Source organism: Methylobacterium oryzisoli, from assembly GCF_046557895.1.
Taxonomy (GTDB): domain Bacteria; phylum Pseudomonadota; class Alphaproteobacteria; order Rhizobiales; family Beijerinckiaceae; genus Methylobacterium; species Methylobacterium oryzisoli.
The window spans coordinates 307,663-332,070 of sequence record NZ_JBKIBX010000001.1 but is presented as its reverse complement, the minus strand read 5'-3'; the positions used below and the strand labels follow the sequence as shown (position 1 = coordinate 332,070).

Genomic DNA, 24,408 nt, shown 5'->3' with positions numbered 1-24,408 from the left:
CATGCCCCTGAGCCCCGACGACCTCCTGACGCGCCTGCGCGAGCGCGGCATCGCCTACAAGCTCTACGAGCATCCGCCGGTCCTGACGGTCGAGGCGATGATGGCCGTCTGCGGCGACATCGCGGGCGCCCACACCAAGAACCTGTTCCTGCGCGACGGCAAGAAGACCTCCTTCCTCGTCATGCTCCACCACGATGCGCAGGTCGATCTCAAGGCGTTCCGGTCCGTGCTCGGCGCGCGCGGCGGCCTCTCCTTCGCGAGCGCCGAGGCCCTGCGCGAGCAACTCGCCGTCGAGAGCGGCGCCGTCTCGCCCCTCGCGGCGCTCAACGCCGAGCCGGGCAGCGTGAGGATCTTCGTGCAGGACAGCCTGCTGGACGAGGCGCGGATCAACGTCCATCCGCTCGTGAGCACGCGGACGCTCACCCTCGTTCCGGCGGATCTCATGAACGCGCTGCGCCTCGAAGGGCACCAGCCGGAGGCCTTCGCGCTCCCGGACCCGTCGATGGCGGCACCGGCCGCCTGACGCACGACCAAGCGCATGCAGAGGCCCGCGGGCCTCTGTGCATCTGGCGATTGAGCATCCCGATCCGACCGCACCGCGCGCCGGCAGGGCGCGCGGCGATTCAGGCAACTCGGGCGGAGTCCGGAAGGGCGAGGTTCAGGGAGAGCCAATCGAAGGTCAGATCCTGCTTCGGACGGACCGGAGCGGGCCGCGAATACAGGCTCGCGATGCCCGGACGCGTGAGACCGATGTCGTCCAGCGTCGCATCGCTCAGCGCCTTGAGCGCGCTCTCGAATTCGCGCGCCTGAATAGAGACTTTCACACCTTCGATCAGCTTGGTTAACATTGTCTTAGCCCTTGGCACATCGTCGCTGGACTTGCGAACGACCGCGCGACAAGGCCGAATATGGCCATTGTTACGCTACGAGAGGAGTGCTGCTTTGCGAGATCAGCTCTGCTTGAAGTGCATGGATGAGACACCGCTCGGCGCGTTTCCGTCCAGCTCGCATTCAGATTGGGCAATCCGGTGGTGTCGCGGCGCCGCCCGCCGCCGTCGCGCCTCCGGTCCCGGTCGGGCCGCAACAAAAGAACCTCTCTCCCGACGATCGCAGGCCTATCTGGGAAAAAATCCCCCGACAAGGATGGCGCGGGGACCCCCTCTCCCGTGCGGGAGAGGGGCAGGGGTGAGGGTCCCGGGAGGGTGCCGCAGCGAAGCTGAAACGATGGTGAGGGGAGCGGAACAGTTCAGGGCTAATCGCTGACAGTCGTGCTGGTAGCGGCAGCGTTCCGCCTTCTTGCTGCTCCCTCCCGGGACCCTCACCCCTACCCCTCTCCCGCACGGGAGAGGGGATCCCGCGCCATCCTTGTCGAAGATTGTCCCCGGACAGCCATGCGACGAGCGAAAGAGGGGTCGCGCCGAAGAGAGGGAGCGGGCCGGTCAGCAGGCTGCGACGTTGACCGCGAGGCCGCCGAGCGAGGTCTCCTTGTACTTCTCCTGCATGTCGTGGCCGGTCTGGCGCATCGTCTCGATGACCTGATCCAGACTTACGAAATGCACGCCGTCCCCGTGGAGGGCCAGCGAGGCGGCCGCGACCGCCTTGTTCGCCCCGAAGGCGTTGCGCTCGATGCAGGGAATCTGCACGAGCCCGCCGACCGGGTCGCAGGTCATGCCGAGATGGTGCTCCATCGCGATCTCGGCGGCGTTGGCGACCTGGCGCGGGCAGCCGCCGAGCACGCTGGCGAGCCCCGCCGCCGCCATGGCGGCCGCCGAGCCGACCTCGCCCTGGCAACCGACCTCGGCGCCCGAGATCGAGGCGCGACGCTTGATCAGGCCGCCGATCGCCGCGGCCGCGAGCAGGTAGTCGCGCCCGCGCGCCGCCGACCAGCCGGGGCAGAAATCGACGATGTAGCGCAGGACGGCCGGGACGATGCCGGCCGCTCCGTTGGTGGGGGCGGTGACGATGCGGCCGCCCGCGGCGTTCTCCTCGTTGACGGCGAGCGCGAACAGGCTGATCCAGTCCATGATCTCGTGGGCCGGCCGGCTGTTCCGGAGGCGGGCCGCCTCCAGCGTCTCGTTCAGGCGCTTGGCGCGGCGGCGCACCTTGAGGCCGCCGGGCAATTCACCCTCCATGCGCAGGCCGCGGGCGATGCAGGCGAGCATCGCGTCGCGGATGGCGTCGAGCCCCGCCTCGATCTCCGCCTCGGAGCGCAGGGCGCGCTCGTTGGCCAGCTGAATCTGCGCGATGGACAACCCGGTCTCGGCGCAGGCCGCCAGGAGGTCGGCCGCGCTCTCGAACGGATGGGGCAGCGCGGCCCCCTCGATGCCGACGCCCGCGGATTCCCCTTCGATCTCCACGAAGCCGCCGCCGACCGAGTAGCAGATCACCTCGTCGAGGATCGCATCGTCGGCGCCATGGGCACAGAAGCGCATCCCGTTGGTGTGGCGGGGCAGCACGTCGGTGAAGTTGAAGGCGAGATCGCGCGCGGGATCGAAGGCGATCCCGGGCAGGCCGATCGCGCGGCTCGCCGAGAGGTCCTCCACGTAGCCGGCCACGCGGTCCGGATCGATCGTCGCCGGATCGTGTCCGAGCAGCCCGAGGACGATCGCGACGTCGGTGCCGTGGCCCTTCCCGGTCCAGGCGAGCGAGCCGAAGATCTCGGCGCCGAGCCGCGTCACCGCCGCCCCGGGCGCGGTGCGCGCGGCGACGCGCTCGCGAAAGCGCTTGGCCGCCACCATCGGGCCGATCGTGTGCGAACTCGACGGTCCGATGCCGATCTTGAACAGATCGAACGCGCTGATCATCAGAGAACGGCCTTGTCCGTCGAGCCCACCCCGAGAGCGGCCTCCTGCAGGAAGCCGTAGACATAGGTGGAGAAGGAGCGCCAGCACTCAACCCGGTAGCGCGGAAGCGGCCCGGGGCGGCGGATCAGAACGATCTCCGCCTTGCCGAGCAGGGTCCGCGTCGCCGCGCCGGCGGGGAAAGCGGCGTCCCCGAGATCGAGCGGGCAGCCGGCATTGAGGGCGACCGCGGCGAGCGGGCCGCCGACGTCGATGCCGACATTGCGGTGGGAGACATCGACCAGGGCGTGCACCTTCGGGCCGAGCGCGGTCGCGACGGCGCCGGCCAAGACGTCGGCCTCGGCCTCCGTCGTGCCGATCAGCCATTCGTCGGGTCCGAGCCGCGCGATCCAGCGCCGGTCGTCGCCGCTCACCGTGTTGATGGGCCGGTCGAGAGGGAGCCCGGCGGCCGTCGCGCCGGGATCGCGGACGCGCAGGGAGAAGCGGGCTTCCGCCTCGGCGGGCTGGATCAGGACGCCGGACGGGGCGCCGGTGGCCGCGGTGCGGCCGAGCGGGAGGGCTCGGGCGGTGCGGTAACGGGCCTCAAGCATTGATGCGCTCCCCTTTGGGATCGAGGAAGACCGGCTCGACGACCGTCGCGCGCGCGAAGCCGCCCGGCGTCGTGACGTGCAGGATCCGGCCCTGCAGCGCCCGCCCGTCGGCCACGAGGGCCATGGCGATGGAGCGCTCGCACGCCGGGCTCCAGTAGCTCGACGTGACGTGGCCGAGCATCCTCATCGGGATCGGCTGGTTCGGATCCGCGACGATCTGGGCGCCCTCGTCGAGGACGGTCTTCGGATCCTCGGTGACGAGGCCGACGAGCTGCTTGCGGCCCGTGGCGACGACGTCGGGCCGGCTGAGCGAGCGCTTGCCGACGAAGTCCTTCTTCGTCTTGGCGATCATCCCGGCGAGGCCGACATCGTCCGGGGTGACGGTCCCGTCCGTCTCCTGGCCGACGATGATGTAGCCCTTCTCGGCGCGCAGCACGTGCATCGTCTCGGTGCCGTAGGGCGTGATGCCGTGGGGCTGACCCGCCGCGTAGATCGCCTCCCAGACGGCGAGCGCCTGATCGGACGGCACGTTGATCTCGAAGCCGAGCTCTCCCGTGAACGAGACCCGGAACAGCCGGGTCGGCACGCCGCAGATCCGTCCGGTGCGCATCGCCATGTGCGGGAAGGCGTCGGGGCTGAGGTCGATGTCCTCGACGAGGGGCTCGATCACCGCGCGCGCCTTCGGGCCCTGGAGCGCGATGACGGCCCATTGCTCGGTGGTCGACGTCAGGAAGACCTGGAGATCCGGCCACTCGGTCTGGAGGTAGTCCTCCATGTGAGCCAGCACGCGCGCGGCGCCGCCCGTCGTCGTGGTGACGTGGAAGCAGTCCGGCGAGACGCGGGCCACGACGCCGTCGTCGAGGATGTAGCCATCCTCCTTGAGCATCAGCCCGTAGCGGCATCGGCCCGGTTCGAGCTTCGTCCAGGGGTTGATGTACATCCGGTTCATGAACTCGGCCGCGTCCGGGCCGACGATCTCGATCTTGCCCAGCGTCGAGGCGTCGAAGAGGCCGACCGTGTCGCGCACCGCCGCGCATTCGCGGGCGACCGCGGCGTGCATGTCTTCGCCCGGCTTCGGGAAGTACCAGGCGCGGCGCCACAGGGCGACGTTCTCGAACAGGGCGCCGTGCGCCTCGGCCCAGCCGTGGATCGGCGTGGTGCGGATCGGGTCGAACAGGGCGTGACGCGCCGGGCCGACCAGCGCTCCGAAGGTCACGGGCGTGTAGGGCGGCCGGAAGGTCGTGGTGCCCACGCCCGGCAACGCCTTGTCGAGCTGCCCGGCGACGATGCCGAGGGCGTTCATGTTCGAGGTCTTGCCCTGGTCGGTCGCCATGCCGGTCGTGGTGTACCGCTTGACGTGCTCGATCGAGTGGAAGCCCTCGCGGACCGCGAGCTTGATGTCCTTGGCGGTGACATCGTTCTGGAAGTCGACGAAGGCGCGGACCTTCGCCGGGTCGGCGTCGGTGGGCATCACGCGCACCGGCCGGAAGCCGGTGAGGGTCGGGGTGGCCGTGAAGACGCGCCGCTCCCCGCTGCCTGCCGCGGCCGCCCCCGCCGCGTCGCCCTCGGCGAGGCAGGCGGCGAGGTCGTAGGTGCCCTTCGCCGCGCCCGCCGACCGCTCGGCCTGAGCCGACGTGCCGGGCACGAAGGCATCGAGGGCGGCGTCGTAGACGAGCTTGCCGCGGGACTGCGAGAACAGGTGCACGGCCGGGGTCCAGCCGCCCGACATGCCGACGCAGTCGCAGGGAAGAAGGCGACGGGTGCCGCACCGGCCGTCGCTCCCGACGGGCGCCACGACAAGCCCCGCGACGCGCTTGCGGCCCTTCGATCCGATCACCGTGTGGCCGGTCAGAACCTCGACGCCCGCCGCCCGCAGCCGCTGCAGCTCCGGACCGCACTCCGCCTCCGGGCGCAGGTCGACGAGCGCGACGGCGAGGCCCGCGGCGCTGGCGTCGAGGGCGGCGGTGTAGGCCGAGGCGCCGCTCGTCGCGAAGACGATCCGGCGGCCCGGCGCCACGCCGTAGCGGTTGATGAAGACGCGCACGCTCTCGGCGAGGAGGATGCCGGGCCGGTCGTTGTCGGCGAAGACGAGCGGGCGCTCGTGCGCGCCGCCGGCCAGCACGACCTCGGCCGCGCGCACCTGCCAGAGCCGCTCGCGCGGCGCCGTGCCGGCCGCGCCCGGCAGATGGTCGGTGACGCGCTCGGCGAGCGCCACGTGGTTGTGGTTGTAGTAGCCGAACACGGTCGTGCGCGGCAGCAGGATCACGTTCTCGCGGGCGTCGAGATCGGCGAGCGCCGCGCTCAGCCACTCGGCCGCCGGGCGTCCGTCGATCTCGGCCCTCGTCTCGTGCAGGAGCGAGCCGCCGGGCTCGGCCCCCTCGTCGGCGAGGATCACGCGCTTGCCGGTGCGGGCGGCGGCGAGGGCCGCGGCAAGGCCGGCGGGGCCCGCGCCGACGATGAGCACGTCGCAATGGGCGTGGCGGTTGGCGTAGCGGTCGGGATCCGGCTCCGTCGGCGCCTTGCCGAGGCCGGCGGCCGCGCGGATGAAGGGCTCGTAGACCTTGTCCCAGAAACTCCGGGGCCACATGAAGGTCTTGTAGTAGAAGCCCGCGACGAAGACCGGCGAGAGCAGGTCGTTGACCGCGCCGATATCGACCTCGAGCGAGGGCCAGTGGTTCTGCGAGCGGGTCTTCAGCCCGTCGCGGGCCTCGACCACCGAGGCGCGGTTGTTCGGGTCGACCCGGCCCGGCCCGCGGTCGACGGAAAGGAGCGCGCTCGGTTCGTCGGAGCCGTGGCTCAGGATGCCGCGCGTGCGATGGTACTTGAAGGAGCGCCCGACGAGGTGCCGGCCCTCGGCGAGCAGTGCGGAGGCGACGGTGTCGCCCTGAAAGCCCCGGATCGTGCGGCCGTTGAAGGTGAAGCTGATCGGGCGCGTGCGGTCGATGCGTCCGCCCCGGGACAATCTGAACGGCTGTGCCATCACGCCCTCGTCTGAAGCTCAGGGGAACGGGAGGGCTGTGCGCCCGCCGGATAGGTCTCGATGAACCGGTCGGTGACGGTGTCGCGCAGGGCGTTGAACCAGCGGCCGCAGCCGTGGACGTGGCACCAGCGCTCGGCATGGACGCCGCGCGGGTTGGAGCGCACGAAGAGGTGCTCGCTCCAGGCCTCGTCGCCGAGCGCGGCCGGATCGGCCGGGCGCGCGATGTGGGCTTGGCCGCCGCACCGGAACTCGGTCTCGGGTCGGTTGCCGCAATGGGGGCAGGCGATCAGCAGCATCGGGCGCCTCGTCGCGTCGGGTCGGGGAGGGGTCGGGGAGGAGTCGGATCAGTGCGCGACGGCCGCCGCCGCGGCCTCGTCGATCAGGCGCCCGGTGCGGAAGCGGTCGAGCGTGAAGGGCGCGTTGATCGGGTGCGGCTCGGCCGTGGCGAGCGTGTGGGCGAAGACGTGGCCGGAGCCCGGCGTCGCCTTGAAGCCGCCGGTGCCCCAGCCGCAATTGACGAAAAGATTCGGGACCGGGGTCTTGCCGATGATCGGCGAGCGGTCCGGCGTCACGTCGACGATGCCGCCCCAGGAGCGCAGCATGCGCATCCGGGTGAATTGCGGAAAGACCTCGCAGATCGCGTCGAGGGTGTGGGTGGTGATGTGCAGGCCGCCCTGCTGGCTGTAGGACGTGTACTGGTCGGTGCCCGCGCCGATCACCAACTCGCCCTTGTCGGACTGCGAGATGTAGGCGTGGACCGCGTTCGACATCACCACGCAGGGGAAGACCGGCTTGACCGGCTCGGAGACGAGAGCCTGGAGCGGGTAGCTCTCCAGCGGCATGCGCACGTCGGCCATCGCCATCACGGTCGAGGTATGGCCGGCGGCGACCACGCCGATCCGGCCGGCCCCGATGAAGCCGCGCGTGGTCTCGACGCCGACCGCCGCGCCGGAGGCGTCGCGGCGGATGCCCTTCACCTCGCAGTTCTGGATGATGTCGACGCCGCGCGCGTCGGCACCGCGGGCATAGCCCCAGGCGACCGCGTCGTGGCGCGCGGTGCCGGCCCGGCGCTGGAGGGCGCCGCCGAGGACGGGATAGCGGAGCTTGTCCGAGATATCGATCGGCGGACAGAACGCCTTGCACTCCTCCTTCGAGAGCCACTCGTTGTCGATGCCGTTGAGGCGGTTCGCGTAGACGTGACGCTTGAAGCTCTGCACATCGTGGATGTTGTGCGCGAGCATCAGGACGCCGCGCTGGGAGAACATGACGTTGTAGTTCAGCTCCTGGCTGAGGCCTTCCCAGAGCTTGAGGGCGTGCTCGTAGAGCGCCGCGCTCTCGTCATAGAGGTAGTTCGAGCGGATGATCGTGGTGTTGCGGCCGGTATTGCCGCCGCCGATCCAGCCCTTTTCCAGAACCGCCACGTTCGTGATGCCGTGCACGGTGGCCAGATAGTAGGCGGTGGCGAGGCCGTGGCCGCCGCCGCCGACGATGACGACGTCGTAGGCCGGCTTCGGCTGCGGATCGCGCCACTGACGGCCCCAGCCCTGGTGTCCCTTGAGGGATTCCGAGAGGAGCGATGAGAGGGAGAAGCGGCGCATGGATCGGCCTCGCTGTGATGCCGGATCATGGGTCGGACGACGCGGGGCAGCTTGCGCGACGGCGACCGCGAGTTGGACATTCGCGACCTCGGCGGGATCGGCGGCGGCCGAGCCGGACCTCCGGAATGCCCCTCGCACCGCGCCGTCGGGGTGCGCCCGTCACACGGCATTCCGGCTGGCCAGGCGGTCAGGTTTGAGCAATTCTCAGCTGTGGCATCGAGAGGGAGGCTCTGGATGAAGCGGTCGACGGCGGGGGGACCCGCATGCGCGCCTCCCGGCCTGGGCGGCGTCGCGCCCGACGACGCGAAGGCCGTCGGCTTCATGCTCGTGGAGCATTTTTCGATGATCGCCTTTTCCTCGGCGATCGAGGCCCTGCGCCTGGCCAATCGCGCAGCCCAGCGCGACCTCTACCGCTACTCGTTGTGGTCGGAGAACGGCCGTAGCTGCCGGGCGTCGAACGGCGTCGAGATCCAGGTGTCGGGCAGCTTCGGCGAGGCACAGGACCTCGACATGCTGATCGTCTGCGGCGGGATCGACATCCAGGGGGCCGACCATCGCGCGCTGCAGGCGACGTTGCGCCGGAGCTGCACGCGCGGCGCGGCCATCGGCGCCGTCTGCACGGGGACCTACGTGCTGGCCAAGGCGGGCCTCCTCGACGGCTACCGCGCGACGATCCACTGGGAGAATCTCGCGAGCCTCGCCTCGGAGCACGACACCGTGGAGGTCGGCTCCGACCTGTTCGAGATCGACCGGAACCGCTTCACCTGCGCGGGCGGCACGGCGGCGGCCGACATGATGCTGTCGCTGATCGCGCGCGATCACGGTCCCGATCTCGCGGCCGCGGTCGCCGAGCAGCTGATCCACCACCGCATCCGCGAGGCGGGCGAACGCCAGCGGATGGATCTGCGCATCCGCCTCGGAGTCGCCCATCCGAAGCTGCTGCACGTGGTGGGTCTGATGGAAAAGACCTTCGCGGAGCCGCTCGGCAGCCAGGAACTCGCCGATTCGGTCCAGCTCTCGAAACGCCAGCTCGAACGGCTCTTTCTGAAGTATCTCGGCTGTTCGCCGGCCAAGCACTACCTGCGCATCCGGCTCGAACACGCCCGGCACCTGATCCGGCAGACCGCCATGCCGCTCCTCACCATCGCGATCGAGAGTGGTTTCGCGTCCGCCTCGCATTTCTCGAAGGCCTATCTCGACCATTTCGGCCGGCCACCGAGCGCCGAGCGGAAGCTGTCGCCCGAGAAGCGTCCGGCATCCGGACCCGCGCCTGCTCGCGCCCTCGCCGATACGGCGGAACGGTGAGGCCGGGCCGGCGGACCCAGGTCCGCCAGAGCGTTTTTCGACGAAGTGGATTCCGGTTCGTCACAGAGAATGCAACGATAGAAAAGGCCTGGAGCAGGATCCGATCGCAACGCGATCGGATCCTGCTCCAGGCGCATCGGGCGCCCGTCAGATCTTCCCGTCGAGGCCCATCTGGTAATACTTGTGCGTGATCTTGTCTTGGTTCTCGAGGAGCCAGTCGATCGAGGGCTCGTTGGTCATGGCCTTGCGGATCGCCTCGGTCATGCCCTTGCGCTGGATCTCGAACAGGGCCTTGTGGTCGACCTTCTCGGCCTGAACGACGCCCGGGCTCAGCCAGACCGAGCAGATGATGCCGAGGTCGTTGGCCTTGTGCTTGGGGATGTAGCCCGCTCGTACGGCGTCGAGCACGCCGTTGGCGATCGCGAACTGCACCGTGCCCATCAGGATCGAGGTGTACTTGTTCTCGGTGACGCTGACCTTGGAGACGCACAGCGTCACCGGGCGCACCATGATGTCGGTGTTGAGGAGCGCGAAGACGCGGCTGTGGCCGACGACCTGATCGCCCGTCAGGGTTGCGAGCGCAGTGCCGACCGGCCCGTCGAGCTCGCCGATGACGACCTCCGGCTCGGAGGCGGTGTTCGGCGGCCCCCCCGCAACCAGGGCCTCGCCGGCGCGGAGGATGATACGGTCGCTCATTCTGGTCCTCGCTGTGTGAAGGAAGAGCCGGCCGCGGCCGGTCGTTGCCGAGCGGCGCAGCTCCCACTCGTGTCGGCCGGAGCGGCCGTGAGCACGCGCTTGCCGGACGGGCTGGCTTCGATGTGCAGGGCCTGCGATCCGAATCGACGCACGGACAGACACTGAAGCACACGACGCGCTCCGGGCGCAGGCCAGCTCGTGGTGCGATGCGCCAAAGCGATGGCCGCTCCGGCGCAACCGGTCTCCCGAGCTTAGAAATAGTAGCCGATATTCATGATGAAGCGGGTCTTCCACTTGTTGTCGCCGCCCTGGGCGAGGCCGTTCACGAACTGGCCGGCGCCGACATAGGGGTCGTTCCGACCGAACACGCCCTCGGTATAGATCACCAGGTTCGGATCGGCGGTCAGCGTCCAGGCGGCGCCGAGAATGAAGCGCTCGCTGTTCCTGAATCTGGCCTTGTCCTTGTAATAGGCGCTGTAGCCCGCGTAGGGCGCCACGGTGAACGGGCCGAGCGGATCGGCGATCTTGTAGGTCACTTCGGCCGAAACGAAGTTGCCGTGGGTGGCCATGTTGTTCGAGAAATCGAAACCGCCGATCGTGATCAGGTCGTTCCGGATCGGGTTCTTCGGGTCGATGTCCTGGCGGACGTAGATGCCCTTGAAGCCCCACGGTCCATAGGTGCCGAGCATGTGCACGCCTTCGAGCTGCTTGGTGCCGGTCTGGCGCGTGTCGAAGTTGTAGATGTTCGAGTGCCAGATCGAGGCACCGACGGCGAGCGAGGCGAAGTCGTTCTTGACGACGAAATATTCGGCTCGGCCGATGAACATGTTCTCTTCGGCGTTGCGTGAGCCGAACGGAACGTAGCTGTCCGCCTTGACGATGTTGGTCGAGTAGCGCGCGCTGTCGACGCTGAGGCCGATGGCGTTCGGGTTGGCACCCGGATAGAAGCCGAGCTGGTAGTTGAGATCAGGCTCGACGTGCGAGTACTTCACGCCGAGATTGTAGACTTCCTCGATGCCCATGGCGAAGCCGAGAGTCTCGATGAAGCTCGTTCCGAAATACGGCGTCAGGCCGAAGGGCACCTGATTGAGGCCGAAGGTGATGCTGTCTTCCTTGGTGATCTTGTAGCCGAGATAGGCCCACATCGGGAAGCTGACTTCGCCCGGAAAGCCCTGGTAGCCGCTGCGGGGGCCGTAGATCGAGCTGCCGCCGTAGAAGCGGTACTGTGCGGCCCCGAAGAGGGTGTCGGAATCGTAGGCCGCCTTGAGCGAGAGGGTATCGAAGCCGAAATGCTCCGACGCCTTGGGCTGGCCGCCGAGACTGACGTCGTTGAAGCGCCAGTCGTAGCGCGCACGGATCGCGCCGCCGAAGGTGAACTTGTCCGGCGCGCCCGGTGCCGCCGACGGCTGGGGCGTGGGATCGGGGACGACGATCGGCTGCTCACGGTTGACGCGGCTCGGCTCGGCGTCGAGTTCCTGCGTCGTCTGTGTCTGTGCCTGGGTCGCCGAGGCGTACAGCATCGCACCGGCCGCACCCCCCACAAGGGTGGCGGAGAAGCCTTTCGTCATTGTGTCGCCCCCAAGAATTCGATTATTCGGTCAGATAGACCCTGATCTGCAAGATTTTTCTGGCATTTGAACCAATCATCTCGTGGGCGGCCTGACTACTTGCGGCCGAAAACGCCCACGAATACCCAAATGTAAGCTTGTCAACGAATCCAGCCGTCCACGGTCGCGCGATGTGCGGCGATCCATTTCGCGGCGGTCTCGGAAGGCTTGGCGTCCTTCTCCTCGTTCTGCGCCATCATGGCTTCCTCATCCTTGACGGTCAGCTTGAACTTCTGAAGGATCGCGTAGACTTCCGGCATGTCGGCCTTGAGTCCCTTGCGGGCGAGCGTGTTCACGCTCTCGTCGGCACCGAAGACTTTCTTCGGATCGGCCAGGTATTTCAGGTCGTAGCGCGCGAACATCCAATGCGGTGTCCAGGCGGCGACGACGATGTCCTTCTTCTGACGCACGGCATCCTTGAGCGCGCTCGTCATCGTGGCATCGCTGCCGTCGACGAGCTTCACGGGGAGCCCGTACTCCTTGATCGCCGCCTCGGACTTGCGCATCACGCCGGCGCCGGGATCGATGCCGATCACCTTGCCGTCGACATCGGCGGACTTGGTCTTCAGGTCCTCGATCGATGCGAGAGGCGAGTAGGCGGGCACGGCCCAGCCGATCTTGGCGCCCGTGACGTTCGGTCCGATCAGTTCAAGACGATTCTTCAGCTTGTCGTAGTAGGCCCCCTGCGTGACGGGGAGCCACGCGGCGACGCTGGCATCGGCGTCGCCCGTCGCCACGGCCTGCCACATGGCGGCCGCGGCGAGCGGGATCGCCTTCACTTGGTAACCCTTCTCCTCCAGCACCTGCTTGAGGATGGTGGTGGCGACCACGGCGTCCGCCCATTCGACATAGGCGAGGCGCACCAGTTTCTCGGCGGCCTGGGCCGGCGTCTGGGTGAGGGCGAGACAGAGAACGACACCGAGAGCTCGTGCGCGCATCGGGGGACCTTTCTGGGGATGCCGGGAACGGAATCGGGACAAGCCGGTGCCGGGGCGCCCGCGACCGGCCGGCGCAGCACAGGATTCTCGGAGGTCAGGCCCGCCCGCGGCGGAGGGGCCGGATCGGTTCAGGCCGTGCCGTGCGGGCGGGCGCGGGCGGCGAGTGCCTGGGTCGACCGGTCGAGGATGACCGCCAGGATCACGATGCCGAGGCCCGCCTCGAATCCCGCGCCGGCCTCGAGGCGCTGGATCGACTGCCAGACCGCCCGGCCGAGGCCGCCGGCGCCGATCATCGCCGCGATGACCACCATCGACAGGGCGAGCATCATGGTCTGGTTCACGCCCGCCATGATGGTCGGCAGCGCCAGCGGCAGCTGAACCTTGAAGAGTTTCTGGGTGGCGGAGCCGCCGAAGGCATCGGAGGCCTCGACGAGCTCCGAGGGCACGTTGCGGATGCCCAGCGCGGTCAGCCGGATCACCGGCGGCACCGAGAACACGATGGTCGCGAAGCAGGCCGAGACCGCGCCGAGGCCGAAGAACGGCAGCGCCGGGATCAGATACACGAAGCTCGGCAGCGTCTGCATCATGTCGAGGACGGGCGAGAACGTCCGCCAGGCCCGGCGGTTCAGCGCGAACCAGATCCCGACCGGGATGCCGATCATCAGCGCCACGAGCGTCGCCAGGATGACGAGCACGAGCGTCTCGACGGTCGCCTGCCAGAGCCGCAGGTTCCACAGGAACAGCAGGCCCGCCAGCGTGAGCAGCCCGACCTTCCGGCCGCCGATCCTGTAGGTGATCAGGGACGCGACCGCGATGGCCGCCCAAGGCGGCACGGCGACGAGCGCCGTGGTCAGCGTGTCGATCCAGTCGGAGACGTGCCGGCTGACGGCGCGGGTCAGCCAGCTGCCATGATCGGTGAGCCAGTCGAGGCCTTGGTCGCTGAGCGTGTCGAGGGGGAATTTGGGGACGTTCCAGTCCATCACTCAGCTCCTGACGGCTCGGAGGGCGGGCGAGGGGTCGGCCTGGACGTGACCGCCCGCACCCAGACGGGCGGCGAGCGCCTGCACGACGTCGCGGCTGGTGAGGCTGCCGATCAGGCGTCCGTCGGGATCGACCACGGCGACCGCGGCCTCGGACGCGACCCGGCCGAGCAGCCCATCGAGGCGGGCGCTGCCCTCGATGACGCACGGATCGCGGTCGAGCAGGCCGGCGACGGTCTCGTGAGGCGAGGCTGCGGCCAAGCTCGCGGCGCGGACACGGCCGATGCACTTCCCCTCCCGATCGGTGACGGGCCAGGCGTCACCGCCGCGGCTCGCCGTGGCGGCGCGCGCCTCGGCGACGGTCTGCATCGGCGCCAGCACCACGGCGGACCGGTCCGCGACCTGCTCGGCCCGGAGGACGGCGACGAGGTCGATATGCTCGACGAAGCGCTCGACATAGTCGGTCGCGGGGCGCGCCACGATCTCCTCGGGCAAGCCGACCTGCACGACCTCGCCGTCCTTCATCAGGACGATGCGGCCGCCGAGCGCGATGGCCTCATCGAGGTCGTGAGAGACGAAGACGATGGTCTTCCGGAGCTTCTTCTGCAGCTCGCGCAGCTCCGCCTGCATGTCGCGCCGGATGAGCGGATCCAGGGCGCTGAAGGCCTCGTCCATCAGCAGGATCTCGGCATCGGCGGCCAGCGCCCGCGCGAGGCCGGCGCGCTGCTGCATGCCGCCGGAGAGCTCGTGCGGATACTTGCTCTCCCAGCCCTTGAGGCCGACGAGCTCGATCGCCTGCATGGCCGCCTCGGTCCGTTCGGCGACCGGGACGTTCTTGATCTCGAGGCCGAAGCCGACATTCGCCAGGATGGTACGGTTCGGCAGCAGCGCGAAATGCTGAAACACCATTCCGAACATCTTCTGACGGAACGCGAGCAATTCCTTGCGCCCGAGCTTGGTCACGTCCACGCCGTCGACGACGATGCGCCCGCAGGTCGGCTCGACGAGCCTGTTCATGCAGCGCAGAAGCGTCGATTTGCCAGAGCCCGACAGGCCCATCAGGACCAGGATTTCGCCCTCTCGGACCTGAAACGAGATGTCACGCAGCCCGACCACGGCCCCGCACGCCTCGGCGATCTCCGCCTTGCGCTTCCCCTTGGATATCATGTCCACGGCCTGGACATGATTTGAGCCGAAAATCTTGCTGATGCCCTCCAAGGTAATGCGGCCCATGTGCTTACGACCTCCTCGGAGCGGCGCGTTTCGCCAACCTTCGAACGGCGGGCTCGACTGCGAAAGCCTTCAATCTATGATGATGAAAAGCTACCGAGCATAGGACCCGCGGCTTGTCGCGCTGCGACGCTTTTTGCCGGGAAGGCGACACAGGTGGAAATTTACCGCCTGATTTCGCCGCTGCATCGCAGCATTGCACCCAACTCGCTGAGGATTGGAGACATATTGTGCACACGGTGCCTCTTTCGTGAGCCGTGAAACAGAGGCCATTCGATGAGGCTTGGCTCAATCCTCCTGCCGAGCGATGATTGGTATGCGGGCTGGAATATTTTGCACGACGTGCAATGTCTGCATTCGCGAAACGGGGAAAACTGCTGTGTTCTGACCCACAAAAGCGTCAGATTGTCGCTATGCTTCAATATTGGAATGTATGTTTTGCAGAAACTCCTTCGTCGGAGCGGACATTCTGCTTACGTAAGGGCAATCGCGTTGAAAAATGGCGTTCTGGCGTCCCGCCACGCCGAGAGGGAATTTTCACAACCCCTCAGCAGATCGTTCCATCAACGGATCTGCACCCGGCTCAGAACCGAGAGAACCGAATTCCCATACGCGATAGTCCTGTCGCTCACGGCCAGACACGGTCACAGGACCTGCGGCGCTGCCGTTGCCATGGAACGCCGATGCCGGCACTGCGTCGTGCAGCTCACGCGCGACATGCACAACCTGGGCGTATCGTCGTTCGTCAAACCGCTGGCAGCAACGGTTTTCCCTGGTTGCCAGTGGTTCTTGCTCACGTTGCGTGGATGACGATGCATTGACTCGGGCCGATGACGGGCTGACCCGCCCTCTGCATCGTCGCCGGCCAGATGGTCGACGACGGAGTCCCGCACGATGTCGCGCAAGGCATCGGCATCCCAGCAACCGCGCCCCGTCCCGAAACGGGCCCGGCTGTGGTGGCAAGGCGATCCTGCGTGAACAAGGACCGCACTCGCCCTTCGCATCCCGCAGCGACGACGCCCAGAATTCCAGCGCGTCCTCGATCGTGGCCGCCCGTGCCAGGATCTCCCATGGCATGACTCGCGATCGCTTCAGACCTCGATCCAGAACGCAATGGTGATGCTAGGCTGCGGGCCGTCTCAGGAAAGCCGCCGAGAAATCCGGCTCAGCGCCGCCAGTCCACCGGCGGGCGGGTGCGGCGCTCGACCAGGGGCCGGCCGACCTTGCGCTCGACGATCACCGTGCGGGGGCCGCGCATCCCGTGGCCGGAGCTGATGATGCGCTCGGGCGCGCGCTCCGCGCGGGGCCTGGCGGCCTGGAGCACGTGCGGGCGCACCTCGTCCGGCGGCAGGCCGATCAGCCCGGCGGCGATCTCGACCTGCTGCTCCAGATCGTCGGCGAGGTCCTGGGCCGCCGCCACGGCCTCGGCCACCGTCGGCGGCTCGCGGCGCACCCGGATCGGCGGCAGGGGGCGGGTCTTGTCGATCGGCTTCTTCACGGGACGGCTCATCATCATCACCGGAGAATAGCGCAAACACCGCTCTTGTTGCAGTGCAGCACGACGATTTCCCAGCCCAGATCCGCGTGGCCGGCCACCGCGCCCGGGCAGCCCGTTTCGTCTACGCGCCGCTGCCGCCTCGGGAATTCGCCCTGGCTGGCGCTCTCACCGGTCGCCCGGTACTGACCACGGGCATGTTGTCGCAGGTTTCCGCGGCTCGCGCATCCTCGTTCGAAACGAGGCTGCCCTTGTCCGGCCGGGATCGCCGGGCAAGAGTCGCGGCCGTGACGCTGCCCTCCTCTCTCCCCCGGGACCCGCGCCTGACGCCGGCCCGCCCCGATCTCGCCGACGAGCGCCTGCGCGGCCTCGTCGCGGCCGCCCGCTACGTCCCCGGCACGGCCCGGCGCGTGACCGCGATGCTCGCGCCCCTGCGCCGCGCCCCGCGCGAGGACGCCGCCCTCGACACCGAGGCCCTGTGCGGCGACCCGGTCACCGTCTACGAGGTCGCGGACGGCTGGGCCTTCGTGCAGCTCGATCTCGACGGCTACGTCGGCTACCTGCCGGCGGCCGCGCTCGGCGCCCCCGACCCCGCCCCCACCCACCGGGTGACGGCGTTGCGCAGCTTCGTCTTCCCGGCACCGGACCTGAAGCGCCCGCCGCTGGGCCATCTCAGCCTCGGCGCGCGGGTGAGCGTCGTCGGGTTCGAGGCCGGCTACGCGCTGCTCGCGGGCGGCGGCGCCGTGTGGGCGGCGCATCTGTCGGCCCTCGACGCGCGCGTGCCGGACTTCGCCGGCACGGCGGAGCGGCTCGTCGGCACGCCCTACCTGTGGGGCGGCCGGTCGAGCCTCGGTCTCGATTGCTCCGGCCTCGTCCAGCTCGTCCTCGCGGAGGCGGGCCTCGCGGCCCCGCGCGACGCCGACATGCAGGAGCGCGGCCTCGGCGCGGTGCTGCCCCTCGATCCCGGCGGCCTGCGGCGCGGCGACCTCGTCTTCTGGCGCGGCCATGTCGGGCTGATGCTGGACGCCGAACGCCTGATCCACGCCAACGGCCACCACATGGCGGTGGCGGTCGAGCCCCTGGCCGCCGCGACCGCCCGGATCGAGGCCGCCGGATCGGGGCCGGTGACCGCGCTGAAGCGCCTCGCCTGAGCGGGCGGCGCCCGCCGGCCCGGCGGGCAAAAATCGTCGCGACGGCCCGCACCTGCGCCGCAACCGGGGGCGCCCTGCCGCCGGTGCAAGGCTCGGCGCTTGATTCCGGCGTGTTTCGGCCGCACCCCTGCGGGATCGTCCCGCCCTGCCGCTCTTCGCGCCGATGAGATCCACAGCCGCGCCCTTCACCCGTGCGGGCGTCCTCCAGGGCGTGCGCCTCAGCCTGCCGATCTGGCCGAGCATCGCGGTGTTCGGCGCCGCCTTCGGGGCGGCGGCGGCGCAGCGCGGGCTCTCCCTGGCGGAGGCGACCGCGATGAGCGCCTTCGTGTATGCGGGCGCCTCGCAGATGGTGACGCTGGAGGTCTGGGGCCGGCCCTGGACGCTGAGCACCCTGCTGGCGGCCATGACCGTCACGGCGCTCATCAACGCCCGCATGATCCTGATGGGCGCGACGATCCAGCCCTGGATGCGCGGCACGCCGCTCTGGCGCACGGCGCTCAGCCTGTTCTTTCTGGTCGATGCGAGCTGGCTCATCGGCATGCGCCACAAGGCCGAGGGCGGCAACGATCTCGGCGTGCTGGTCGGCGCCGGCGCCGGCCTGTGGCCGCTCTGGGTGCTGTCGACCGCGGGCGGGCATTTCGCCGGCGCCCTCGTGGCGCAGCCGCGCGTCTACGCCCTCGACATGATCATGCCGGTGTTCTTCGCCGCCATGCTGGCGCCCCTCTGGCGCGGGATCCGCCCGGCCCTGCCGTGGCTGGCCTCGGGGGCCGTCGCCCTCATCGTGCAGCAGCTGGTGCCGGGCTACGGCTTCATCGCGGCGGGCGCGGTGGCGGGGCTGATCACCGGCGTCCTCGTCGACGACGGGGCGGCGCGGTGAGCGCGGCGGTGACCTCGGACTGGCTCGCCGGCCCGGCCGGCTCCGCCGTGGTGATCCTGGCGCTCGCCCTCGTCACCTACCTGTGCCGCGCCTCCGGCGTCGTGCTGATGAGCCGCGTGCGGCTCACGCCCCGCGTCGAGCGGGGGCTGCGGGCGCTGCCGGGCTCGATCGTCGTCGCCACCGCGCTGCCGACCGGGCTGGCGGCGGGCCTGCCCGGCCTCGCGGGCCTGGCGGCGGCGGCCGCCGTGATGGCGCTGACCCGCTTCGAACTGGCCGCCGTCGCGGCGGGGCTGGCCACGGTGGCGCTCGGCCGGGCACTCGGTCTGTAGGCCCCGCGGCGCAGGCCCTGACGCGTCTCACCAGGGCAGCGTCTCGCCCCGGTGGTCGAGGTAGACGCAGCCCTTGTGCCCGAGCCGGGCCTCCAGCACCTCCGCGATGCCGGCGGCGCTCGTCCCCACGTCGATCTCCGCCTCCGGCCCGCCCATGTCGGTGCGCACCCAGCCCGGATGCATCAGCACGACGCCGAACGGGGCGTCGCGGTGGCGGGCTTCGAAGCTGCGGGCGAGCGTGTTGAGGGCGGCCTTGCTCGCCCGGTAGCTCTCCATGCCGCCGCTCTCGTTGGCCCCGACGCTGCCGAGGATCGAACTCATCAGCACCACGAGGCCGCCCGGCGCCACGCATGGCACCAGCACCTCCGCGGCACGGATCGGGCTGATCGCGTTCGTCTCGTAGACCTTGAGGGCGCTGGCGCGACCGACCTGCGGCACCGGCACCTGCGCATCCGTGGCGACGCCCGCCACGATGAACACCACGTCGAAGCGCTCGCCTGACAGGGTCCGGCCGAGCCGGGCCACCCCCGCGTCGTCGTCGATGTCGACCCGCTCGATCCGCGGCGCCGGTTCGAGGCCGTCGAGCCCCGGGGCGGGGCCCCGCGCCGTCGCGGTGACGTCCCAGCCGCGGGCCATCAGGGCCTGCACCAGGCCGAGCCCGAGCCCCCGCGAGGCGCCGACGATCAGCGCCGACCTCTTTCCGTGTGCCATGACGGCATTCCTCCTGCCTTGCCGGCAGGGGAGATAGGGCGGACGGGGCGGTCCTGGCTAATCCACGTCCCGCTCGCCCTCGCCCGCCTCCAGGCCGGGTCCGTCGAGGTCGTCGTCGGCCTCCTGCGCGTCGAGGCCCGCGGCGCCCGCGAGGTTGCGGGCGGCGCGCCGCAGGAGCTTGCGCAGGCGGCGGCGCTCCTTGCCCTCGAACCCGTCGAGCATCTCGGCCTCGACCTCGTCCCAGATCCGGTCGATGGCCGCCGCCTTGGCGAGGCCGGCCTCGGTGAGGCGCACCCGCACGATGCGCCCGTCGCCGGCCTCGGCCTGACGCTCGACGAAGCCGAGGGCGGCGAGCCGCGTCACGGTCTTGGAGGCGGTGGGCGGACGCACCCGCAGCGTCGCCGCGAGGTCGCCCATCGTCATGGTGCCGGCGGCGGCGAGCGCCTGCACCACCTGCTCCTGGCCGGCGAAGAGATCGAGGGCGGCGAGCCGGTCGCCGATCCGGCCGCGATGCATCCGCGCGGCCTGCACCAGCGCCCAGCCGACGCTCTTGGCGCCGGGCGGGCGCAGGCGCTTGGCCGCCTTGCGGGGCCGTTCCCCGGCCTCCGGGGGCAGTGCCGTCTCGACCGCTGCCATCGCGAAACGTTCCTCTCTGCCGGCCGCGGATCCCGACGGCCCCACCGCCCGGCCCCTGCGGCCAGGACGCCATCCTACAGGCCCTCTGCCGCCGTGCCGTGACGGAGACATGACAGCCTGCGCCCCATGCACAGGGCAACCGCGCCGCGGGTCGTAGGCGCACGCCGCCGGTTCGGCGTACATCTCCGGTCTCGCCCACCGGAGCCCGACCCCGATGCCGGCCCGCCCCTGGCAGGATCTCACCAGCGCCGAGATGCGCGCCCGCCCGATGGAGCGGGCCGTCGCGGTGCTGCCGGTGGCGGCCGTGGAGCAGCACGGGCCGCACCTGCCGCTCGGCACCGACGCGATCATCGCCGAGGGCTACCTCGCCCGCGCGGCGGCGCTCGTGCCCGACGACCTCGACGTGCTGCTCCTGCCCGTGCAGGCGGTGGGCAAGTCCGACGAGCACCTGAGCTTTCCCGGCACCCTGACGCTCACCGGGGAGACGGCGCTGCGGGCCTGGATCGAGATCGGCACCGCCGTGCACCGGGCCGGCTGCCGCAAGCTCGTCATCGTCACCTCCCACGGCGGCAACAGCGCGCTGATCGACCTCGTGGCGCTCGACCTGCGCCGCGCCTGCGGCCTCGTGGCGGTCACCACCGCCTGGAGCCGGTTCGGCTACCCGCCCGGGCTCTTCCCGGAGGACGAGGTGCGCCACGGCATCCACGGCGGCGGGATCGAGACCGCCCTGATGCTGGCGCTCCGCCCCGACCTCGTGCGGACCGAGGCGGTGCGGGACTTCGTGCCCCGCACCCGGACCATGGCGCGGGACTTCACGCATCTGAGCGCGGGCCGCCCGGCCGCCTTCGCGTGGCTCGCCGAGGACCTGAACCTAGAGGGCGCCATCGGCAACGCCGCGCTCGCCACCGCGGAGGCCGGACGGACCGCCCTCGACCACGGCGCGCGCGCCTTCGTGGCGCTGCTCCGAGACGTCGACCGCTTCAGCCTGTGAGCATCATGCGCCGAAGTGGTCGCCGGTTCGGCGGCGGACATGATGCGCAAGCACGAGCCTCGGCGGAATCGCCCCCCGCGATTCCGCCGAGCGGGCCGCTCTCGCGGGAGGCGGCGTGACACACTATATCGTTGCCTCCCGCGCCGCCCGATCCGGCCATCCAGCCCCACGAAGAGTCGCCGCATGTCGGACAAGATCCCCGTCACCGTGCTCACCGGCTACCTCGGCGCCGGCAAGACCACCCTCCTCAACCGCATCCTCACCGAGCCGCACGGCAAGCGCTACGCCGTGATCGTCAACGAGTTCGGCGAGATCGGCATCGACAACGACCTCGTGGTCGGGGCCGACGAGGAAGTGTTCGAGATGAACAACGGCTGCATCTGCTGCACCGTGCGCGGCGACTTGATCCGCATCATGGACGGCCTGATGAAGCGAAGGGCCAAGTTCGACGCGATCATCGTCGAGACGACCGGCCTCGCCGACCCGGCCCCGGTGGCCCAGACCTTCTTCGTCGACCAGGACGTGGGCGAGGCCGCGCGCCTCGATGCGGTGGTGACGGTGGCGGATGCCAAGTGGCTCGCCGAGCGCCTGAAGGACGCCCCCGAGGCCAAGAACCAGATCGCCTTCGCGGACGTGATCCTGCTCAACAAGGCCGACCTCGTGGACGAGGCGGGCCTCGCCGAGGTCGAGCGCCGGATCCGGGCGATCAACCCCTCGGCCGTCATCCACCGCACCGTGCGTTGCGCCGTGCCCCTCGACGCGGTGCTCGACCGCAAGGCGTTCGACCTCGACCGGATCATCACGGTGGAGCCCGAGTTCCTGGAGGAGGGCCACCACCATCACCACGCCGACGACATCCAGTCGATCTCGGCGCGGCTGCCGGGGGCGGTCGACCCGAACAAGTTCATGCCCTGGATCTCGGACCTCACCCAGGTGCAGGGCCCCGACATCCTGCGCTGCAAGGGCATCGTCAGCTTCCCCGACGAGCCGCGCCGCTTCGTCTTCCAGGGCGTGCACATGATCCTCGACGGCGACCTGCAGGACGAGTGGAAGCCGGGGGACCCGCGCGAATCGCGCGTCGTCTTCATCGGCCGCAACCTCGATGCGGACCAGATCCGCCGCGGCTTCGAGGCGACGCGGGCCTGACCGCGCGAGGGGAGAGCCCGCCCGCCGGCACCGTCGGGGGCGTGAGATCCGCGCCGCGCTGCCCGCGATTCCGGCACGGCGCCCGCCCTTTGCGCTTCAGGTCCCGTCCGCCGCGTGCTATGGCCACGACCGTCCGTTGATGCTCGCGGGAGAGACCGGTCCCTTGGCCGGCACCGAAGGGGAAACGCCCGGAGCCGTGCTCCGCGCCGAAGCTCTCAGGTAGAAGGACCGCGAGCGAGAGGGCACTCTGGAGAGGGCGCGAGCCCGCCGATGGAGCAAGCCGACCGACCCGCCGGCGAATCTCTCAGGCCGACCGAACAGAGTTCCACCCCTCACCACCCGCCCGGAACCGGCGGGAAGGATGGAACGCATGTCGGCCCCGAACTCCTCGACCTCCTACGACCTCATCGTGCTCGGCGCGGGCGTCGTCGGCACCGCCACCGCCTACTGGGCGGCGCGCGCCGGTCTCTCGGTCTGCGTGATCGACCGCCAGGGCGCGGCCGGGCGCGAGACCAGCTTCGCCAATGGCGGCCAGATCTCGGTGAGCCACGCCGAGCCGTGGGCGAACCCGTCCGCGCCGCTCAAGGTGATGAAGTGGCTGTTCGACCGGCAGGCGCCACTCGTCTTCACGCCGCGCCTCGACCGGCACCAGTGGGCCTGGATCGCCGGCTTCCTGCGCAATTGCACGCCCGAGCGGGCGCGCCGCAACACCCTGGAGATCGTGCGGCTGGGCGCCTACAGCCGCGCCAAGCTGCAGGAGATCCGCACCGCCGAGCGGATCGACTACGCCCAGCGCACGCTCGGCATCCTGCACTTCTACCGCGACGCCCGGGAGTTCGAGGCGGCCAAGCCGGTGGCCGAGCTGATGCGCGAGCACGGCTGCGAGCGCCGGGTGATCGGCCGCGACGAGGTGCTGGCGATCGAGCCCGCCTTCGCGCACGCGATCGGCTCGATCGTCGGCGCCACCTACACGGCCGAGGACGAGAGCGGGGACGCGCGCGCCTTCACCCAGGCGCTCGCCGCGCGCTGCCAGGCCATGGGCGCGACCTTCCTGTACGGCGCCGAGGCGACGCGGCTGCTGCTCTCGGCGGACGGCGCCCGCGTCGCCGGCGTCGAGGCGACCGTGGAGGGCGGCCACACCCGCCTGCACGCACCCAACGTCGTGGTGTCGATGGGCGCGTGGTCGGCGCCGTTCCTGCGCCCCTACGGCGTCAACCTCGCGATCTACCCGGCCAAGGGCTACTCGGTCTCGATTCCGATCGAGGGGGCGAACGGCGCGCCGCAGGTCAGCCTCACGGACGACGAGCACAAGCTCGTCTACTCCAACCTCGGCACGCACCTGCGCGTGGCGGGCACCGCCGAGCTGTCGGGCTACTCCCGCCACCTCGACGCCGAGCGCGTCGCGGTGATCCTGGACAATGCCCGCCGCACCTTCCCGGCCGCGGGCAACTTCGCGCAGGCCACCGCCTGGACGGGCCTGCGCCCCACCACCCCCTCGAACGTGCCCTATCTCGGCCGCACCCGCATCGGCGGGCTCGTCCTCAACACCGGCCACGGCACCCTCGGCTGGACCATGGCGGCCGGCTCCGGCCGCATCGCCGCCGACCTCGTGACCGAGCGCCGGACCGAGATCCCGATGCCGCTCGCCGCCTGAACCGGGCGGGAGCCGAACCGGCGGACCGCACCGCGGTCCGCCGCCATGCCGAGCCTTGAGCGCCGTCAGCGCACCGTGGGCTGTCAGCGCACCGTGACCTGATCCTTGATCCGCTCGAACACCGCCCGGCTCAGGATGCGCTTCGAGAGCAGGTCCTGCGGGGCGGCGTAGGGGCGCCCCGCGATGATCGCCTTGCCGATCAATCCGCCGCCGCGCAGGCCGTTCAGCTCGGCCAGCGACGCGGTGTTGAGGTCCACCGCCCCGATGGTCGTCCTTGGCGCCTCGGCGGCCGGCTCGGGCGGTGCGGCGGCCGGCGGCGAGAAGGACGGCGGCGCGGGAGGCGCCTCGGCGATCGGAGGCGCGGGCGTGAGGGGGGCCGGCGGACGAGGGGAAGCGGGCTCCGCCACCGGACCGACCGGCCGCTCCGCGACGGGCGGCGGGGGCTCGGGCGGGCGTGGGGCGGGCGCCGCCGGTGGAGCCGTCGCCGGGGATGTCGCCGCGGGGGGAGCCTCCGGCTCCCGGGATGCCGGCATCAGCGCATGCCACAGGCCGGCGAGGCCCGCGGCCAGGACCACGATGATGAGCGCGCGCGCGATGGCTGATCCGGTCAGCATACGGATGGGTTCCGGGGCGTGATGGGCGGCGAGCCTCAGGACGACCGTGTCATTTTAGTGACGGGCGGCGAAGGACGTC

23 protein-coding genes, 1 pseudogene and 1 riboswitch are annotated in these 24,408 nt (G+C 70.3%); of the genes and pseudogenes, 8 read left to right on the top strand and 16 right to left on the bottom strand.

The features are described from left to right. Position 1: 1 nt before the first annotated feature. On the top strand, positions 2-523 hold the full coding sequence (locus ACKUB9_RS01645) for a prolyl-tRNA synthetase associated domain-containing protein (protein WP_407518856.1): 522 nt from the start codon (positions 2-4) through the stop codon (positions 521-523). A 100-nt stretch (positions 524-623) separates the two neighbouring features. Here the strand turns inward: ACKUB9_RS01645 and ACKUB9_RS01640 are convergent, their stop codons facing one another. From ACKUB9_RS01640 to ACKUB9_RS01615, 6 genes are all read right to left on the bottom strand, one after another. Then, the gene (locus tag ACKUB9_RS01640; protein ID WP_407518854.1) at positions 624-848 is read right to left on the bottom strand and encodes a DUF1127 domain-containing protein; all 225 of its coding nucleotides are present in this window, start codon (positions 846-848) and stop codon (positions 624-626) included. Positions 849-1,439: 591 nt separating this feature from the next. After that, positions 1,440-2,804, bottom strand: a complete 1,365-nt coding sequence (locus ACKUB9_RS01635; protein ID WP_407518852.1) for an L-serine ammonia-lyase — start codon at positions 2,802-2,804, stop codon at positions 1,440-1,442. Beyond that, positions 2,804-3,391, bottom strand: a complete 588-nt coding sequence (locus ACKUB9_RS01630; protein WP_407518851.1) for a sarcosine oxidase subunit gamma — start codon at positions 3,389-3,391, stop codon at positions 2,804-2,806. Before ACKUB9_RS01630 ends, ACKUB9_RS01635 begins: the two co-directional genes overlap by 1 nt. Then, a complete protein-coding gene (locus tag ACKUB9_RS01625) occupies positions 3,384-6,371 on the bottom strand; it encodes a sarcosine oxidase subunit alpha family protein (protein ID WP_407518850.1) in 2,988 nt (995 codons plus the stop codon). The genes ACKUB9_RS01630 and ACKUB9_RS01625 overlap by 8 nt, the downstream gene beginning before the upstream one ends. Further along, positions 6,371-6,667, bottom strand: a complete 297-nt coding sequence (locus tag ACKUB9_RS01620; protein ID WP_407518848.1) for a sarcosine oxidase subunit delta — start codon at positions 6,665-6,667, stop codon at positions 6,371-6,373. The genes ACKUB9_RS01625 and ACKUB9_RS01620 overlap by 1 nt, the downstream gene beginning before the upstream one ends. A gap of 48 nt (positions 6,668-6,715) precedes the next feature. Continuing rightward, positions 6,716-7,969 (bottom strand): sarcosine oxidase subunit beta family protein, encoded by a 1,254-nt coding sequence (locus ACKUB9_RS01615; protein ID WP_407518847.1) that lies wholly within the window; start codon positions 7,967-7,969, stop codon positions 6,716-6,718. Positions 7,970-8,203: 234 nt separating this feature from the next. On the opposite strand from ACKUB9_RS01615, the gene ACKUB9_RS01610 reads away from it, so the two are divergent. Next, positions 8,204-9,274, top strand: coding sequence for a GlxA family transcriptional regulator (locus tag ACKUB9_RS01610; protein WP_407518845.1), 1,071 nt, complete (start codon positions 8,204-8,206; stop codon positions 9,272-9,274). Positions 9,275-9,421: 147 nt separating this feature from the next. On the opposite strand, the gene ACKUB9_RS01605 is transcribed toward ACKUB9_RS01610, so the two are convergent. The 7 genes and pseudogenes from ACKUB9_RS01605 to ACKUB9_RS01575 all read right to left on the bottom strand — a co-directional run bounded on the left by ACKUB9_RS01605 (position 9,422) and on the right by ACKUB9_RS01575 (position 16,241). Beyond that, positions 9,422-9,970 (bottom strand): formaldehyde-activating enzyme, encoded by a 549-nt coding sequence (locus ACKUB9_RS01605; RefSeq protein WP_407518843.1) that lies wholly within the window; start codon positions 9,968-9,970, stop codon positions 9,422-9,424. 251 nt (positions 9,971-10,221) lie between these two features. Next, positions 10,222-11,490, bottom strand: a complete 1,269-nt coding sequence (locus tag ACKUB9_RS01600) for a hypothetical protein (protein WP_407518841.1) — start codon at positions 11,488-11,490, stop codon at positions 10,222-10,224. Between the two features lie 188 nt (positions 11,491-11,678). Beyond that, positions 11,679-12,515, bottom strand: a complete 837-nt coding sequence (locus ACKUB9_RS01595) for a glycine betaine ABC transporter substrate-binding protein (protein ID WP_407518840.1) — start codon at positions 12,513-12,515, stop codon at positions 11,679-11,681. 128 nt (positions 12,516-12,643) lie between these two features. Further along, on the bottom strand, positions 12,644-13,495 hold the full coding sequence (locus tag ACKUB9_RS01590) for an ABC transporter permease (RefSeq protein WP_407518838.1): 852 nt from the start codon (positions 13,493-13,495) through the stop codon (positions 12,644-12,646). Between the two features lie 3 nt (positions 13,496-13,498). Beyond that, complete coding sequence (locus ACKUB9_RS01585) at positions 13,499-14,662, bottom strand: quaternary amine ABC transporter ATP-binding protein (RefSeq protein ID WP_407518836.1); 1,164 nt, start codon at positions 14,660-14,662, stop codon at positions 13,499-13,501. A 914-nt stretch (positions 14,663-15,576) separates the two neighbouring features. Then, positions 15,577-15,802, bottom strand: a pseudogene (locus ACKUB9_RS01580) (IS701 family transposase); the annotation flags it as partial. A gap of 88 nt (positions 15,803-15,890) precedes the next feature. Next, positions 15,891-16,241: a hypothetical protein gene (locus tag ACKUB9_RS01575; RefSeq protein WP_407519097.1), complete on the bottom strand. Its 351-nt coding sequence runs from the start codon at positions 16,239-16,241 to the stop codon at positions 15,891-15,893. A 266-nt stretch (positions 16,242-16,507) separates the two neighbouring features. On the opposite strand from ACKUB9_RS01575, the gene ACKUB9_RS01570 reads away from it, so the two are divergent. From ACKUB9_RS01570 to ACKUB9_RS01560, 3 genes are all read left to right on the top strand, one after another. Further along, the gene (locus ACKUB9_RS01570) at positions 16,508-17,371 is read left to right on the top strand and encodes a C40 family peptidase (RefSeq protein ID WP_407518834.1); all 864 of its coding nucleotides are present in this window, start codon (positions 16,508-16,510) and stop codon (positions 17,369-17,371) included. A 163-nt stretch (positions 17,372-17,534) separates the two neighbouring features. Continuing rightward, positions 17,535-18,248 (top strand): AzlC family ABC transporter permease, encoded by a 714-nt coding sequence (locus ACKUB9_RS01565; protein WP_407518832.1) that lies wholly within the window; start codon positions 17,535-17,537, stop codon positions 18,246-18,248. Between the two features lie 8 nt (positions 18,249-18,256). After that, positions 18,257-18,577 (top strand): AzlD family protein, encoded by a 321-nt coding sequence (locus ACKUB9_RS01560; protein WP_407518831.1) that lies wholly within the window; start codon positions 18,257-18,259, stop codon positions 18,575-18,577. A 27-nt stretch (positions 18,578-18,604) separates the two neighbouring features. Here ACKUB9_RS01560 and ACKUB9_RS01555 read toward each other — a convergent pair whose 3' ends face one another. Further along, the gene (locus ACKUB9_RS01555) at positions 18,605-19,288 is read right to left on the bottom strand and encodes an SDR family NAD(P)-dependent oxidoreductase (protein ID WP_407518829.1); all 684 of its coding nucleotides are present in this window, start codon (positions 19,286-19,288) and stop codon (positions 18,605-18,607) included. A gap of 57 nt (positions 19,289-19,345) precedes the next feature. Beyond that, positions 19,346-19,924 carry a MarR family winged helix-turn-helix transcriptional regulator gene (locus ACKUB9_RS01550; protein ID WP_407518828.1) on the bottom strand — a complete coding sequence of 193 codons (579 nt, stop codon included), beginning with the start codon at positions 19,922-19,924 and terminating at the stop codon, positions 19,346-19,348. Positions 19,925-20,138: 214 nt separating this feature from the next. On the opposite strand from ACKUB9_RS01550, the gene ACKUB9_RS01545 reads away from it, so the two are divergent. The 3 genes from ACKUB9_RS01545 (at position 20,139) to ACKUB9_RS01535 (ending at position 23,715) form a co-directional block, all read left to right on the top strand. Further along, positions 20,139-20,915 carry a creatininase family protein gene (locus ACKUB9_RS01545; protein WP_407518826.1) on the top strand — a complete coding sequence of 259 codons (777 nt, stop codon included), beginning with the start codon at positions 20,139-20,141 and terminating at the stop codon, positions 20,913-20,915. A gap of 183 nt (positions 20,916-21,098) precedes the next feature. Then, positions 21,099-22,061 carry a CobW family GTP-binding protein gene (locus tag ACKUB9_RS01540; protein WP_407518825.1) on the top strand — a complete coding sequence of 321 codons (963 nt, stop codon included), beginning with the start codon at positions 21,099-21,101 and terminating at the stop codon, positions 22,059-22,061. A 136-nt stretch (positions 22,062-22,197) separates the two neighbouring features. After that, a riboswitch (glycine riboswitch) is annotated at positions 22,198-22,302 on the top strand. Between the two features lie 129 nt (positions 22,303-22,431). Then, the gene (locus ACKUB9_RS01535) at positions 22,432-23,715 is read left to right on the top strand and encodes a D-amino acid dehydrogenase (RefSeq protein ID WP_407518824.1); all 1,284 of its coding nucleotides are present in this window, start codon (positions 22,432-22,434) and stop codon (positions 23,713-23,715) included. An 83-nt stretch (positions 23,716-23,798) separates the two neighbouring features. Here the strand turns inward: ACKUB9_RS01535 and ACKUB9_RS01530 are convergent, their stop codons facing one another. After that, positions 23,799-24,329 carry a ComEA family DNA-binding protein gene (locus ACKUB9_RS01530; protein WP_407518822.1) on the bottom strand — a complete coding sequence of 177 codons (531 nt, stop codon included), beginning with the start codon at positions 24,327-24,329 and terminating at the stop codon, positions 23,799-23,801. Between the last annotated feature and the right edge of the window lie 79 nt (positions 24,330-24,408).

Bases quoted from the DNA above. Each gene is read 5' to 3' on its own strand.
- ACKUB9_RS01645 (WP_407518856.1), top strand. From the start codon at position 2: ATGCCCCTGAGCCCCGACGACCTCCTGACGCGCCTGCGCGAGCGCGGC.
- ACKUB9_RS01640 (WP_407518854.1), bottom strand. From the start codon at position 848: ATGTTAACCAAGCTGATCGAAGGTGTGAAAGTCTCTATTCAGGCGCGC.
- ACKUB9_RS01635 (WP_407518852.1), bottom strand. From the start codon at position 2,804: ATGATCAGCGCGTTCGATCTGTTCAAGATCGGCATCGGACCGTCGAGT.
- ACKUB9_RS01630 (WP_407518851.1), bottom strand. From the start codon at position 3,391: ATGCTTGAGGCCCGTTACCGCACCGCCCGAGCCCTCCCGCTCGGCCGC.
- ACKUB9_RS01625 (WP_407518850.1), bottom strand. From the start codon at position 6,371: ATGGCACAGCCGTTCAGATTGTCCCGGGGCGGACGCATCGACCGCACG.
- ACKUB9_RS01620 (WP_407518848.1), bottom strand. From the start codon at position 6,667: ATGCTGCTGATCGCCTGCCCCCATTGCGGCAACCGACCCGAGACCGAG.
- ACKUB9_RS01615 (WP_407518847.1), bottom strand. From the start codon at position 7,969: ATGCGCCGCTTCTCCCTCTCATCGCTCCTCTCGGAATCCCTCAAGGGA.
- ACKUB9_RS01610 (WP_407518845.1), top strand. From the start codon at position 8,204: ATGAAGCGGTCGACGGCGGGGGGACCCGCATGCGCGCCTCCCGGCCTG.
- ACKUB9_RS01605 (WP_407518843.1), bottom strand. From the start codon at position 9,970: ATGAGCGACCGTATCATCCTCCGCGCCGGCGAGGCCCTGGTTGCGGGG.
- ACKUB9_RS01600 (WP_407518841.1), bottom strand. From the start codon at position 11,490: ATGCTGTACGCCTCGGCGACCCAGGCACAGACACAGACGACGCAGGAA.
- ACKUB9_RS01595 (WP_407518840.1), bottom strand. From the start codon at position 12,515: ATGCGCGCACGAGCTCTCGGTGTCGTTCTCTGTCTCGCCCTCACCCAG.
- ACKUB9_RS01590 (WP_407518838.1), bottom strand. From the start codon at position 13,495: ATGGACTGGAACGTCCCCAAATTCCCCCTCGACACGCTCAGCGACCAA.
- ACKUB9_RS01585 (WP_407518836.1), bottom strand. From the start codon at position 14,662: ATGATATCCAAGGGGAAGCGCAAGGCGGAGATCGCCGAGGCGTGCGGG.
- ACKUB9_RS01575 (WP_407519097.1), bottom strand. From the start codon at position 16,241: ATGATGATGAGCCGTCCCGTGAAGAAGCCGATCGACAAGACCCGCCCC.
- ACKUB9_RS01565 (WP_407518832.1), top strand. From the start codon at position 17,535: ATGAGATCCACAGCCGCGCCCTTCACCCGTGCGGGCGTCCTCCAGGGC.
- ACKUB9_RS01555 (WP_407518829.1), bottom strand. From the start codon at position 19,288: ATGGCACACGGAAAGAGGTCGGCGCTGATCGTCGGCGCCTCGCGGGGG.
- ACKUB9_RS01550 (WP_407518828.1), bottom strand. From the start codon at position 19,924: ATGGCAGCGGTCGAGACGGCACTGCCCCCGGAGGCCGGGGAACGGCCC.
- ACKUB9_RS01545 (WP_407518826.1), top strand. From the start codon at position 20,139: ATGCCGGCCCGCCCCTGGCAGGATCTCACCAGCGCCGAGATGCGCGCC.
- ACKUB9_RS01540 (WP_407518825.1), top strand. From the start codon at position 21,099: ATGTCGGACAAGATCCCCGTCACCGTGCTCACCGGCTACCTCGGCGCC.
- ACKUB9_RS01535 (WP_407518824.1), top strand. From the start codon at position 22,432: ATGTCGGCCCCGAACTCCTCGACCTCCTACGACCTCATCGTGCTCGGC.
- ACKUB9_RS01530 (WP_407518822.1), bottom strand. From the start codon at position 24,329: ATGCTGACCGGATCAGCCATCGCGCGCGCGCTCATCATCGTGGTCCTG.